At 46.8% G+C, this 14839-nt stretch carries 7 protein-coding genes and 2 tRNA genes; 7 read left to right on the top strand and 2 right to left on the bottom strand.

What is annotated here, in order from left to right; translation table 11 throughout:
- Positions 1 to 78: 78 nt before the first annotated feature.
- The 4 genes from ACZ0NX_RS03900 (at position 79) to ACZ0NX_RS03885 (ending at position 10169) form a co-directional block, all read left to right on the top strand.
- Positions 79 to 6138 (top strand): MiiA motif-containing surface protein, encoded by a 6060-nt coding sequence (locus ACZ0NX_RS03900; RefSeq protein ID WP_464405633.1) that lies wholly within the window; start codon positions 79 to 81, stop codon positions 6136 to 6138.
- A 422-nt stretch (positions 6139 to 6560) separates the two neighbouring features.
- Positions 6561 to 8624 (top strand): ABC-F family ATP-binding cassette domain-containing protein, encoded by a 2064-nt coding sequence (locus tag ACZ0NX_RS03895; protein WP_464405631.1) that lies wholly within the window; start codon positions 6561 to 6563, stop codon positions 8622 to 8624.
- Positions 8625 to 8705: 81 nt separating this feature from the next.
- Positions 8706 to 9473, top strand: a complete 768-nt coding sequence (gene rph, locus ACZ0NX_RS03890; RefSeq protein WP_060787166.1) for a ribonuclease PH — start codon at positions 8706 to 8708, stop codon at positions 9471 to 9473.
- 12 nt (positions 9474 to 9485) lie between these two features.
- Positions 9486 to 10169 carry a non-canonical purine NTP pyrophosphatase gene (locus ACZ0NX_RS03885; RefSeq protein WP_464405629.1) on the top strand — a complete coding sequence of 228 codons (684 nt, stop codon included), beginning with the start codon at positions 9486 to 9488 and terminating at the stop codon, positions 10167 to 10169.
- Between the two features lie 65 nt (positions 10170 to 10234).
- Here the strand turns inward: ACZ0NX_RS03885 and ACZ0NX_RS03880 are convergent.
- Both ACZ0NX_RS03880 and ACZ0NX_RS03875 read right to left on the bottom strand, forming a co-directional pair.
- Positions 10235 to 10315: transfer RNA gene (locus ACZ0NX_RS03880), tRNA-Leu, on the bottom strand.
- A 37-nt stretch (positions 10316 to 10352) separates the two neighbouring features.
- Positions 10353 to 10425 (bottom strand) — tRNA-Thr (locus ACZ0NX_RS03875).
- A gap of 264 nt (positions 10426 to 10689) precedes the next feature.
- Between ACZ0NX_RS03875 and pgi the strand changes: the two genes are divergently transcribed.
- The 3 genes from pgi (at position 10690) to ACZ0NX_RS03860 (ending at position 14814) form a co-directional block, all read left to right on the top strand.
- Positions 10690 to 12384 (top strand): glucose-6-phosphate isomerase, encoded by a 1695-nt coding sequence (gene pgi / locus ACZ0NX_RS03870; protein WP_060787164.1) that lies wholly within the window; start codon positions 10690 to 10692, stop codon positions 12382 to 12384.
- Between the two features lie 341 nt (positions 12385 to 12725).
- Complete coding sequence (locus tag ACZ0NX_RS03865; protein WP_415689428.1) at positions 12726 to 12893, top strand: hypothetical protein; 168 nt, start codon at positions 12726 to 12728, stop codon at positions 12891 to 12893.
- 172 nt (positions 12894 to 13065) lie between these two features.
- The gene (locus ACZ0NX_RS03860) at positions 13066 to 14814 is read left to right on the top strand and encodes an ABC transporter permease (protein WP_464405626.1); all 1749 of its coding nucleotides are present in this window, start codon (positions 13066 to 13068) and stop codon (positions 14812 to 14814) included.
- Positions 14815 to 14839: the final 25 nt, after the last annotated feature.

Here is a 14839-nt window from a genome sequence, read left to right as displayed (position 1 = left end):
ATATGCCTTGCATAGTTATATGGATTTTGCGGTCTGGTTGGCGCATTAATCCAAAGAAAAAGATAATGGAGTAAGAGTATGTCTAAGAAAATTCGTGTAGTTAAGCATTATTCTGGCGTTGGCGCTGGTGTTGGGGCAGACTCTCAGCCAGTTCTTTCAAAGAGCGTTTGCGCGGCAATGTTGGCTGGCGCAATGGTTCTAGGGGGGGGGGTATTCGTTTCCTCGCCTGCCTATGCTGACGGTTATGTAGACGGCACTGGCAACAACATTTATTACGGTTATAAAACAGACGCAAGTTATAGCGAAGCTCGTTTCCACATTGAGGTGGATTATTACGATACTCTTGAGCATGCTCAGGTGGGCGGAACCACAGGCAAAGACCCGCTTGGCAAGTTTGTTCGCGTTCATTATCTTTCTAATTGTGCCAAAAAGGACGGCACGGCCGATGACTGGCGATTCCGCCCAATGTGGTGGTTTGGTGTTCCAAAGGGCTTGCAGAATGTGCAAAATATTGTGTACACGCGCGTTGAAAAAATGACTGATGTGCGCGGTAATCATCCGTTTGTGCCAGCAGGCGAATCGCAGTTTACATTTACAGATACTAAAGGCTACGGCCAGGTGTCGCAGAAGAAATACAATAAGCCAGAAGAGTGGAGTAATATTTCCAACTTCTACTTTGATAAAAAAGACGTGCTTGCCAGCAAGGGTTGGAAGCAGCTGCTTGGCCTTAATGGTGGCAAATACGACACTGTCGGTAATACTGAAAAGCAGTGGGACGGTTATAAGGATGAAACCGACGGCTTGCAAGGTATTTTTGTAGATTGGGAGTCGGCAGGGCAGCGCTTCTATGATATGACTTACGTTGGCGAGATGACGGACACTGCATGGAAAGAGCGCGATACGAATCCGCTTCGTTTTGCGGCAGGCGTTTATCGTTTTGCAGGTAACTGGCACTATGCCGTTGGTCAAAAGCACAATACGCCAAAGATTGCGGACCATTTAAAGCTTGTGTATCCAGAGGTTACACCTGTGAAGGATCTCAAAAATGTAAGTACCGACGAGCAAAAGACGATTAAAGAAAAAATTGCAACAGCTAATAAGGATACTAAACACTACTCGGAATTAGTGGATAAAGTGGAAGTGTCAAATAAGGGTGTGGCTACTATTACCTTTAAGGACAACACTAAGCGCACGATTCCTGCCGCTTTGCTTGTTGTTAAGAATGAAGAAGACAAAGACAAGTACAAGCCAACCATGCCTGAGCGCACGCCTGTAGTGAATTTGAATAATCTTACACCTGGTGAAAAGACTAAAGTTCGTCAAGCGATTATTGATGCCAATGGTAAGGGAACTCCAAACGAGTTCTTGAAGCATGTGAAGCAAACTAGTAACCAGTACGAATTTAAGGTTAATGATAATGGTTCCGTGGAAGTCACATACAAGGATGACTCCAAGTTTACAATTCCTGCGTCCGAACTCGTGTATCAGGGAGCAACTATCGCCGACTGGGCTCCTTACACTGTGCCTGATTATACGGAGGTTGATAATCCTGAGTCGCTGAAAGATGCGGAAATTACTGATCTCATTAAAAAGTTTGACGACGCCAACAAGGATTTGAATATTTATGCTGAGGCAAAGAAAGATAATAACTCTCCTGTAAGTATTTCAAAGGATGGCACAGCAACTATCACCTGGAAGGATGGTTCTACAACCGAAATCCCAGGCTATCTGTATTTAAAGAAGAAAACTCAAACTCAAGAACATAATACTGAGCCAGAGCCAGCTCCTATTCCTCAAAATCACTTTACTGTCACGCTCCCAGAGAAACCTTCGACCGTGCAGTTTAATCCATTTAAATTAACAAGTGATGATGTTAATAAAGCAGGATCAACAAAGAGCGCTTTAGATAATCTTGTAGATACATTAAAGGGTTATGTAAAAGATGCTGCTAAAAACACTACAGTAGATAATCTTAGTGTTGAATATGGCGTTGATGCAAAAGGCGCTGGAACTGTAACTTTTAAGGCGCCTGGGTATGAATCTGTAACTTACCCAATGGGTGTATTCTTTAAGCAAAATCCACAAAAGCAGAAGCCTAAGGAAACTGAGAATACAAGTGGAATCTATAAGTATAAGGTAACTCCAATAGAGTATACGGGTAGTGAGCCAACTCCTCAGCAGCAGATTCAGGCTCTAAAAGATTTTGTTAAGTCTAATTATGGAACTGATTTAACAAATGACACTAATGCTTCTCTGGGAAGCTATACTCTAAAAACTACAGATAAGCCTGTTGAAGGTACTAAAGGCTTACAATGCTATGTTAATGGACAAAATGATAATGCTGGTGTTGTAAGTATTAGTAGTTCAGAAGGCGGTAGCTTAGTAATTCAAGGCTATGAAAAGGGTAATAGTAATATTAAGACCCTTTTCACTGTTCCAGCTAAAAAGTTGTATGTTAAGAAGGTTGGTACTGGTGTTGACCACACAATTTCAGATTTGAAGCAGCAAGCCAAGGATTTGCGCGACAAACGTAAGGCTGCTAACGAAATAGATGATGCTGCTATCAAGTCTCTTAAGGCTGAAGATAATGATATTAATAAAATAGATAATGAGAAAGATCTTCGTGATCTTATCAAGAAGATTGCTGATTATACAAAACCGAAGCCAGCAGAGCGCAAGTATAATTCAATTTCTGAGATTGAAGTTGACAATCCAACAACCCCAACCGAAGCTGACTTTAAAAAGGCTGTAAAGGCATTTATTAAAGCAAATTACGATGGAAATGCAGATATAACTGGCGATAAAGCTCCGTATGCGATTCCATCGGCTCTCACGCCAAAAACAGATACAGTTAAGATGGAGCTCAACTCAACTTCTAATGCTAATGGCATTGCAAAGGTTACATACAAGAATAGTGATTTTACAACACTTGTGTTCCAGGATTCTGCTAATAATGATTTGTTCTCCGTTAAGGTAACTTATAAGAAGAAGGAAACTTTAAAGCCTGGTGAGAAGAGCAATCTGGAGAAGATGAGGGAGAAGGCGAAGGAAATTATCAATCGCAATCCTAAGCTTACAGATGAGCAGAAAAAGACCTTAAGTAGTGAGATTGATAACGCTAAAACTGAACAAGATGTTAAGGATGTTCTTAAGAAGATCGCTTCTCAAACGTCTAGTAGCACTATAAAACCTAATGATGTAGCAAATAAAGAAAAGGAAAAGCGCGAAAAGGAGCAAAAAGAGAAGGATAAGAAGGAGCGCGACAAGAAGCAAGAACAACAGCTTCAAACCGATAAGACCAACGCATCTAATGACATCGATAAGCTCGATAATCTGACTAAAGACGAAAAGGATAATCTCAAAAATGAGATTAATGGTGACAATACACCTGCAAATCCGAATGGCGCAACGACATCTGATGCAGTGCAGAAGATTCTTGACAAGGCCAAGGCGATTAACGATGCTAAGGGTGCGTTGCAGAATGACATTACCAAGGGCGCTCTTCCGTTCCTTGATCACGGTAATGCAAGTGATGATAAGAAGAGTGAGGCTACTCACGCCGATGATGCTGCCTTGAAAGAATTGCTAGGATCAACTGGCAAGGACGCTACCCTTACAGCTTTGGAAACTGCACTTGCAAAGACGAATCCTGCAGCTACTGCCGATGAACTTAACAAGGCAGTAACCGCTGCAAAGCAGGCTAATGCGCGCGCTGAGCAAAAAGCAAAAGACGCTGCTAACAAGCAACTTACCGAGAAGAAAGATGCGCTTGATAATGCCTACAACGCTTTGACTGAGGATCAAAAGAAGTCAGCTAAAGAAAAGTACAATGCTGCTATTACTGCAATCAATGGCGCTAAGGATACTGTTAACAGCGCAACCAAGCCTTCTGACATTAAGAAGGCTCTTGAAGGCGTGAAAACTTCGTTTGATGCCGCAAACAAGGCAATTACAGATGCTAAAGGCACGCGCGATACGACTGGCAACACCAACGATGACCAGAACGCTCTCAAGCAAGAAAAAGAAAAGCAGATTACGCGCATCAACAATAGCGGTCTTTCTAAAGAAGACAAGCAGAAGGCCATTGATGATATCAATGCTGCCACTAAGCTTGGCGACCCAACGGGTATTGCGGATCGCGCGCTGAAGGCTAAGAAGATTGCGGATGCGCTTGATGCTATCGGCAAGCTTGAGCATTTGAACGATGCGCAGAAGAAAGCGTATGAAGACATCATCAATGGCACTGATGCTGGTAATCACAAGGATGCTGATGGTAAGGATCTTGGCGTAGATGATATCGACGATGCGCTCGCAAATGCCACTAACACCGATACCGCCATGGGTCGTCTTGACGAGTTGAAGAAGAAGGCAGAAACTCTTAAGGGAACTGACAAGTACACTGGAAATGGTGTTGATTCTAAAAAGAAGACTGCATTTGATAATGCTCTTAAGGCTGCCGAAGAAGTGCTTAACAAAGCTAATGGCGATGCCAAGAATGCGGATCAGGTTAATGATCTGTACAATGACCTTCTTAAGGCAATGCAGGCCATTGACGACAAAGCTAAGGGTGCTGGCGTTAACACCGATGCTCTAAGCAAAGAGATTGAGTCTGATAAGAACTTGAAGCCAAATGATCAAGCTGACCCTAAGACTCCAGGTGATTCTGTTTATACAACTGCTTCTAAGGATAAGAAGGATGCGTTTGATCAAGCGTTGAAGGATGCTGAAAAGGCTTTGCAAGATGCTGAAAAGACTAAGGAGCCTGATGCCAAGAAGATGAGTGCAGATGAGGAATCTAAAGCTCAGAAGGCTGTTGATGAAGCTCTTGACAAGCTTATTAAGGCTCGCCTTGCTTTGGATGGCGTTGATACCAAGCCGCTTGAGCAACAAATCGCTAAAGATGCAGATATTAAGAAGTCTGTAAGGTACACAAAGGCTTCTGAAGATAAGAAGCAGGCGTACAATAAGGCGCTTGAGGCTGCTAAGAAGCTCATTGCACAGTTGACTGGAACTGATCAGCAACAACCTGGCGGTCAAGGCGGTCAGCAGCCTGGCGCTCAGAAGCCAGATCTTAGCACAAAGGAAGCTAAGCAGAAGGCTCTGAATGAAGCTCTTGCAAATCTTAAGGCAGCTGAAGAGGCTCTTAACGGTAAGGAGCCAACTCCAACGCCGACCCCAACTCCTGCTGATGTTGATAAGACGGATTTGGCTGCAGAGCTTTCTAAGGCGGATACTTTAGAGCGTTATATTTCTTATCTGATTTCATCTTCGGATAAGCAGAATGCTTATAATGAGGCTTTGGCTGAAGCTCGTCGCGTTTACGGTGATCCTAATGCAACTCAGGAGCAGGTGAATGCTGCTGCTGCGGCTTTGCGTGCTGCTGCTGCGGCTTTGAGTGGTTATGGTTCTGTTGATAATGATGTGAACCCGCTTCCAATGCCAAGCCCACTTCCAAGCCCAGTCCCTGGTGGCGCTGGCTTTGGTGTGAACGATAATGCGCCTACTACTGTGGATAAGGGCGAGTTGAACATTCAGATTGATAGTGCTGAAGCCGATTCTAAGCCTGGCAATGCTGGAGATGGTGCTGGCAATGGTAATGCAAACGCTGGTAACGCAAACGCTGGTAACGCTGGTAACGCTGGCGCAGGTAACGCTGGCTCAGCTCCAAACGCCCAGGGTGGTGCAGGTGCGTCTGCAGGCGCCGGTGCTGGCGCAGGAACTACTGGCGCAGCCCCTGCAGGCGTAGACAACAAGGCTGTAAACAACGCCGTTGAAAACGCCCCAGAAGTTAAGCAGGCGGATGCGGCCGTTAAGCAGGCGGCGGCTGCGCTAGACGATGCTCTGGCGCAGGCTAAGCGTGTTGCTGCAGATCCGCACGCAACGCAGGCTCAGGTGGACGCTGCGGCACGCAGACTCGCAGATGCTCGTAAGGCGCTTGCGGACGCTAAAGCTAACGCAGCCAACGTGCGTGCAGCTGTTCGCAACCGCGTTATAAAGAACATGCGTTCTCGCGGAGGCGCTGGCATTGCTACTGGCGCAGACGTTGCTACTGCAGGATTGATGGCAACTATGCTTGCTGCAATCGGTGGGGCGTTTGCAACTCGACGCGTGCGCTCAATGCACGCTAATCGCGACTAGCGTTTAGTTGTAAGCTGATTAGCCTTATTAGTGTTTTACTGATAGCTGATTAGCTTTATTAGTGTTTTACTGATAGCTGATTAGCTTTGCTGGTGCTTACAGCATATATACTCATAAGCCTCGTTTGGTTTTTGCCGAGCGAGGCTTTTGTTTTTCCCGAGAATGTTGTTCAAATTGGCGTTTCGGACTACAAAGTCGGGAAGATTTTCCCGAAAATGTTGTTTAAATCGGTGTGTTGAGCTACAAAGTCGGGAAAGTTTTACCGAGAATGTTGTTCAAATTGGCATTTTGAGCTACAAAGTCGGGAAAGTTTTACCGAAAATGTTGTTCAAAACCGCAAAATTAACAACAAAATCGGGCGCAACGACTTGCCAGCGTTCACGTTGCGCTTGGTATAGTCGCGCAGCTATAATTTGTGAGTTATGCCTACTTATGATTTGGGACTAGAACACGTTTCCCTTGAATTTGCAACAAAAACGATTTTCAAAGACGTAACTCAAGGCGTTTTTGAAGGCGATCGCATAGGAATCGTAGGCAAAAACGGAGACGGAAAATCCACTCTTTTAAAGCTCCTCCAAGGCGCGATTAGCCCAGATTCGGGCAGAGTCACGCGCAGAAATGGCCTAACTTTTGGCATTTTAAGCCAGCGCGATCCGCTAGACGATAACGCCACAGTTCGCCAGGCCGCGCTAGAAAATCGCCAGGATTACGAGTGGGCCGCAGATTCAAAGCAGCGAGAAATCGTGGAGGCCCTTTTGGGCGGAATCAACCTGGAAGCTAAGGTTTGCACGCTTTCTGGCGGCCAGCGCAGGCGCGCGGATTTGGCACGGCTTTTGCTGCACGATTGGGATATTTTGGCTTTGGACGAGCCTACGAATCATCTTGATGTGCTTACAATTCATTGGCTTGCGGAGCATCTTTTGCACAGGTGGCAAGATGGCCAGGGCGCTCTTTTGCTGGTTACGCACGACAGGTGGTTTTTAGACGAAGTCTGCTCTTCTATGTGGGAGGTTCACGATGGCGCAATCGACCCGTTTGAAGGCGGCTACAGCGCGTACATGATGCAGCGCGTTGAGCGCGAACGCCAGGCGGATGTTCGCGAGGAACGCAGGCGGAATTTGGCGCGCAAGGAGCTTGCCTGGCTTTCTAGAGGTGCCCGCGCGCGTTCTACAAAGCAGAAGTTCCACGTTAAGCAGGCTCGCGAGCTTATAGCAGACGTTCCGCCAATGCGAGACACGCTTGAGTTAAAGCGAATGGCCACATCCCGCCTTGGTAAGCAGGTTGTTGATTTGATTGACGTTACGCAGATTTTTGCGGATTCGCTAAAGCCTGTTGGGGCAGATGCGGATATTGTAAAATCGCCATTTTCGCAGCCTACTCATAATGGAAGCGTTACGATTTCTGTAGAAGAATTGCAAGCAGAATCGCAAGCAGCCGCAGATTTGCAAGCAGAATCTCCACAAGAATCTCCACAAGAATCGCCAGCAGAATCGTCATTAAAAGAAACGTGCGCCGCCGTACAAAAAACGATTAGCGGCCGCATGATTTTAGACAATCAAACTTGGCTAATCGGGCCAGGAGACCGATTCGGCATAGTGGGAGCCAATGGCGCTGGAAAATCAACGCTTTTAGGCATAATCGACGGCTCTTTGCATCCAACTAAAGGGCACGTAAACATTGGCAAAACCGTAAAATTTGCCGTGCTTTCTCAGCGCTTAGAAGAGCTGGAAAAGCTTGGAAAATATAAGGTTAAAGAGGTTTTGAGCCGATACAAGCCAAGTTACGTAATCGACGGCAAAGAAGTGACTCCTGGCCAGCTTATGGAGAGGCTTGGCTTTAAGCCAGAGCAGCTTATGACGCCGATTGCAGACCTTTCGGGCGGCCAAAAACGCCGCATGCAATTGCTTTTGATTCTTCTAAACGAGCCAAATGTGCTAATAATGGACGAGCCTGGAAACGATCTAGACACCGACATGCTTGCCGTTATGGAAGATTTACTAGACACGTGGCCAGGCACTTTGATTGTTGTCTCGCACGATAGATACCTGCTTGAGCGCGTAACGGATCAGCAGTTTGCGTTGATTGACGGCAAGATTCGCCATCTTCCAGGCGGAGTTGACGAGTATTTAAAGATTATGGAAGACTACGAGCGCGCAAATATGCAAGAGTTGGCGGCTGGCGATTCGGCGGCGGCTTGCGATTCGTCATCTGCTGGTTCTGCGGAAAAATCAGATCAAAAATCCAATCAAAAGTCAGATCAAAAATTAACTGGCAAAGCGTACCACGAAGCCGTAAGAAGAGTTGCCGCAATAGAGCGCAAGCTAGAAAAGCTTGAGGAAGATAAAAGCGCGCTTGAGCAAAAAATGGCCAGCCACGATCCTAGCGATTTTGTTGGTTTGCAAGAGCTTAACGAGCAGTTGCAGGCAAATCAGAGCGAGTCGAGCGCGTTAGAAGAAGAGTGGCTTTCGCTTAGCGAGCAAATCTAGTACAAAATGCCAAAATCCACAAAATCCCCAAAAATCGGCGATTTTGCTCAAGATTAATGCCGCGTGCTAAATTGTTGAATTATGGCTCAAATTAAGGATATGTTGGAATCTGTAAAACCTATTCGCTTTGATGGCAGAGAAGTGGACGAGTTACGCCCAGTAAAAATCACTCGTAATTTTACAAACGTGCCAGAAGGCTCCGTGCTTATTGAGTGCGGAAACACGCGCGTTATGTGCACTGCCACCTTTACGGTTGGAGTTCCGCGCTGGAGGCGAGACACTGGTTTAGGTTGGGTTACAGCCGAGTATTCAATGCTTCCAAGGGCCACCGCCGAGCGCACCGATCGCGAGTCTGTTAAGGGCAAAATCGGCGGCCGCACGCACGAGATTAGTCGCCTTATTGGCCGCTGCCTTAGGGGTGTTATAGATACCAAGGCAATGGGCGAGTGCCTTATTCAAATTGATTGCGATGTTCTTCAAGCAGATGGCGGCACGCGTACAGCTTCGATCACTGGCGCATACGTGGCTCTTGTAGACGCGCTAAATTGGGCCGAAAAGCACAAGCATATTCGCAGCGCTAAAAACGTAATTAAGGACTCCGTTTCCGCCGTTTCGGTGGGCGTGATTAATGGCACTCCAATGCTTGATTTGCCTTACGTAGAAGACAGCCAGGCTATGACCGATATGAACGTTGCTATGACTGGTTCGGGCAATTTTATTGAGATTCAAGGCACGGCGGAGCATCGCCCGTTTAATCGCGACGAGCTTAACGTTTTGCTTGATTTGGCAGCTAAGGGAAATCGCGAGCTTCAAGCGGCTCAGCGCGCAGCTTTAAGTCAAAATTACTAAGGAGTGGCGAGCGTGAAACTTGTTGTGGCAACGCATAATGAGGGTAAACTCGTTGAAATTAAGCGGATTCTTAACGAAGAGTTTGCGGAAATATCGGAGCATATTGAGCTTGTGACGGCTGGCTCTTTGGGGCTTCCAGACCCAGTGGAAACAGGCGTGACTTTTGAGCAAAACGCGCTGATTAAGGCTAGAGACGTTGCACAAAGAACTGGATTGCCTGCGGTTGCAGACGATTCGGGCTTGATTGTAGACGTTTTGGGCGCGGCTCCAGGCATACTTTCTGCGCGCTGGAGCGGGGTTCATGGAGACGACAAGGCCAATAACGCGCTTTTGCTTAAGCAGCTGGAAGATATTCCAGACGAATGCCGAACGGCGCGATTTAGATGCGCGGCTGCTCTTGCTGTTCCTAAAGGCTGCGTTGATGCGGATCTGGAAAACACAATGTGGAAAGACAACGGTTTTGAGACTGTTCGCGTGGGAGAGATGGTTGGGCGCTTGATTCGCGAGCCTAGAGGTTGCAACGGTTTTGGCTACGATCCGCTTTTTGTGCCAAATGATCAGCCCGTTAGGGATGGTGTTCAAATGCACGATTTAACTAGCGCGCAACTTAGTCAGCAAGAAAAGAATGCGATTTCGCACCGCGGCAGCGCTTTGAGGGCACTTTTGCCAGAGTTAAAAGCGATGTTTATTGAGTAAAGAGTAAATAGTTGCGACTAAAACTTGCGACTTATCTTGCGATTTAAACTTGCGATTACAAAATGTGCGCGAGATGGGACTTGAACCCACACGTCGTAAGACACAGGAACCTAAATCCTGCGCGTCTACCATTCCGCCACTCGCGCAAAATCGCCTAAAATAGGCAAAAAATGGGTTTTTAAGAGCCACTTGACAGAATCGAACTGTCGACCTTCTCATTACGAGTGAGACGCTCTACCGACTGAGCTAAAGTGGCAGCTGCCCGAGAAGCATTCGCGACTCGCGCACAAATCAAATACTATATATGAATATCTCGATTTTGTCTAGTGCGCCGCGCCGTAATGTTCGCTTGAGTGCGAGTAGTCGTGTATTTCTGTCCGCTTTTGTGAGTATCTTGTCAATTGGAAGATGTGATGCAAGCGCCTTTGCTTAGCGTGTTTTTGTGCGCTCAAGATTGCGCTGAATTTTAAAATTATAAACGGCATTACATCGTTTATTATAAAGATGAAAGGACCTAGAAATGGCCATCAATCCACCAGTTGACGCCGTCAAGACCCCAGAATGGGCTGCATTGCAAAAGCACTATGATGAGTTGCAATCCGAAGGCGTGAGCCTGAAGAAGTGGTTTGCCGAAGATGCAAATCGCGTGGATAAGTTGAGCTTCGAAGCTGGAGACCTCCACTTCGATCTTTCTAAGAATTTGATTAAGCCAGAAACGCTTAAGCTTTTTGCAGACCTTGCTAAGGCTGTTAAGCTCGACGAGCGCACTAAGGCAATGTACACTGGCGTGCACATTAACAACACCGAAGACCGCGCAGTTTTGCACACCGCTTTGCGCCGCCCAGCCGAAGACGCTGGCAAGTTTATTGTAGACGGCCAAGATACCGTTGCCGACGTTCGCGAGGTTTTGGGTCGCATTTACGATTTTGCTAACGAAGTTCGTTCTGGCGCTTGGAAGGGCGTTACTGGCAAGAACATTAAGACCGTTGTAAACATTGGCATCGGCGGCTCCGATTTGGGTCCAGTCATGGTTTACGAGGCTTTGAAGCCATACGCCGACGCTGGCATTAGCGCTCGCTACGTTTCTAACATTGATCCAAACGATATGGCCGAAAAGACCAAGGATTTGGATCCAGAAACCACGCTTTTCATCATCGTTTCCAAGACTTTCACCACTTTGGAAACTTTGACTAACGCTCGCAGCGCTCGCACATGGTTGCTTAACAAGCTTCAGGAGAGCGGCGCAATCGACGGCAGCGATGCAAAGAAGGCAGAAGCTGTTGCAAAGCACTTCGTAGCTGTTTCTACCAACCTCGAGAAGGTTGAAGAGTTCGGCATTAACCCAACCAACGCCTTTGGCTTCTGGAACTGGGTTGGCGGCCGTTACTCCGTTGATTCCGCTGTTGGCACTTCTTTGGCCGTTGTTCTTGGCCCAGAGCGCTTTGAGGAGTTCTTGAAGGGCTTCCACGCAATCGATACCTACTTTGCTGAGACTCCATTCGAGAAGAATGTTGTGGTTCTTCTTGGTATGCTCAACGTTTGGTACCGCAACTTCTACAAGGTTGCTTCCCACGCTGTTCTTCCATACGATCAGTACTTGCATCGCTTCCCAGCGTATTTGCAGCAGCTCACTATGGAATCCAACGGCAAGTCGGTTCGCTGGGACGGCACTCCTGTAACCAGCGAAACTGGCGAAATCTTCTGGGGCGAGCCAGGCACCAATGGCCAGCACGCTTTCTACCAGTTGATTCACCAGGGCACTCAGCTTATTCCAGCTGATTTTATTGCCTTTGTAAACACGCCAAATCCTACTAAAGATGGCGATCAAGATGTTCACGAGTTGTTCTTGGGCAACTATCTTGCACAGACTAAGGCTCTTGCTTTTGGAAAGACGGCAGACGAGGTTCGCGCTGAAGGCACTCCAGAGGAGATTGTTCCAGCTCGCGTATTTAGCGGCAACCGTCCAACCACTTCCATCTTTGGCGATGCTTTGACCCCATTTAGCTTGGGTGAGTTGATTGCTCTCTACGAGCACATCACTTTTGTTGAAGGCACCGTTTGGGGCTTGGATTCTTACGATCAGTGGGGTGTGGAGCTTGGCAAGCAGCTTGCAAAGCAGATTACTCCTGCAATCTCTAAGGATGATAGCGCTTTGGCGGCTCAGGATGCTTCTACGCAGAGCTTGATTCGCTTCTACCGCGCTCATCGCAAGTAAGTGAGCGTGTAGCAATCTTATTTGATTGTTGAAAAGCCTCTTGGCGTATATGCGTCAAGAGGCTTTTTGTTGCTTAAATCGACAAAAATCGCAACAAAATCGGGAGATTTTTCCCGAGAATGTTGTTCAAATCGGCAAAATTAGCAACAAACTCGGTAAGTTTTTCCCGAGAATGTTGTTCGAAACGTCAAAATTAGCAACAAACTCGGTAAGTTTTTCCCGAGAATGTTGTTCGAAACGTCAAAATTAGCAACAAAGTCGGGGAAAGATGACGGCTCTTGTTGCTTGACACAAGATTGGCGATATTTTATAATTAGCACGAACTTAAGGAGGTGATTGCTGTGAAACATGACAGTACGGGTTGTAATCAAAGTGCTAATACTGCTAATACCGTTAACGCTGTTAGTGACGATTCAGACAGTGTTAGTAGTAGTACGGACGTTCCTCCTGAATATAAAAAAGCCAGCAATCGCCGCCAAAACGCTTGCGTTTATGGATTAGTTTATTAGGCTTACTAGGTTTATTGGGCTTATTGGGTTTATTGTGCTTGCACAAAGTAACCGCAGAATAACCGCAGAATAACCGCAGAATAAACACAAAATAACCGCAAAATAAACACAAGCGCAAAATAGTGGTGATAAGCGGCTCTCGAAGAAAATACACGTTCCTAGAGGACTTATCATGACAATATTTACAACATCTGGAAAAAACGGTGCCAGCGCGCAAGTGGACGAAAACACTCGTTTTTGGTCCGACATTATTGTGTGCGTAGGCATAATCGCGCTTTTTGGCGTAAGCGCTTTTCTTTTGCAGCGCATTAATCAGCCAATTGGCCCTAGTGGTATACCTTCCGCGGTTTCTACCGACCTTATTAATCTGCCATATTACACGCTTAGATCCGTGTTTCGCATGATGCTTGCGCTTATAGCATCGCTGATTTTTACTATTGTTTACGGGTCTCTTGCAGCCCGCAGCCGCCGCCTAGGCAAGGTGCTTATGCCGCTGCTGGATATTTTGCAATCCGTTCCAATTCTTGGTTTTCTTTCGGCTACAGTAACGATTTGGCTGGTGATTTTCCCAGGGTCGATGATGGGCGTTGAAGCCGCTTCGATTTTTGCGATTTTTACAAGCCAGGCTTGGAATATGACTTTCTCGTTCCACCGTTCGCTTTTAAGCGAGCCAAAGGAGTTAGACGAGGCCGTGCGCAGCCTGCAGCTTACGCATTGGCAGCGATTCTGGGTGCTGGATATGCCAAACGCAATGATTCCGCTGCTTTGGAACTGCATGATGAGCGTTGGCGGCGGCTGGTTCTTCCTTACCGCTTCCGAGATGATTTCCGTAAACAATCACACTTACGCACTGCCTGGCGTTGGTAGCTTTGTGGCGCAATCCGCCGCAGAAAACAAGCTTGGAAACATTTGGTGGGCCATTTTATCCATGATTGTTGTTGTGCTTGCAATCGACTTCTTCCTTTGGAAGCCGCTTACCGCTTGGTCGGAGCGATTCCGCATAACGCAAAGCGCATCGGACGAAGAGCGCAAAAGCGCGATTTTAACGTTAATCCGTCATTCGCATGCGGACGAAGTTATTAGCAAGCTGTTTTTGCCAGTTCGCGAGTGGTTGGAAGTGATTACTCGTCCATTCGGCCGTACGGGCGCAAAATGGCCTCGTAAAGCGTCTGCCCGCAAGCTTGGCGATTTAGTTTTCAACATTGTAACTATTGTTTTAATCCTTGCGGCTGCCGCGCAAATGCTCTACTTTGTGGCCACGCGCACGGGTTTGCAAGAGTTCGCCACGGCTGGAGTGCTGGGCATTCTCACTTTTGCGCGCGTTGCTGTGCTGATTTTTGTTAGCTCGCTGATTTGGGTGCCAATAGGCGTGTATATTGGCGTAAATCCTAAGATTTCGCGCATTATGCAGCCTGTTGTACAAATCCTGGCTAGCTTCCCAGCAAACTTTATATTCCCGTTTGCAATTATGTGGTTTATGGCTTGGCACATTGACCTTGGCTGGGGAAGTATTATTTTGATGGCACTTGGCACGCAATGGTACATTCTGTTTAACGTTATTGCGGGTGCTAGTGCAATTCCAGACGATTTGCGCGAGATGGCAAGAAGCTTTAGATTAAGCCGCGTGCTTAAGTGGAAGACTCTTATTTTGCCTGCGATTTTTGGATCTTGGTGCACGGGCGGAATTACGGCCGCTGGCGGCGCATGGAACGCTTCGATTGTGGCAGAAATCGTAGAATACGGCAAGAACCGAATGGCCACTCAAGGTTTGGGTGCGTATATTACAAACGCAACAACTGTGGGTGATTCTGTAAAAACTCTTGTTGGAGTAACAGTTATGAGCTTAATAGTGGTGTTAAGTAATCGACTGTTCTGGGCGCCTTTGCAAAGGTACTCCGCAAAAAGATACGTGTTGAATTAATTGAATTAAAAAGATTGGCAAATAT

The sequence above is a fragment of the Gardnerella rara genome, from assembly GCF_055452355.1.
The sequence above is the reverse complement of the archived record's forward strand: the minus strand, read 5'-3'. Positions and strand labels throughout refer to the sequence as shown.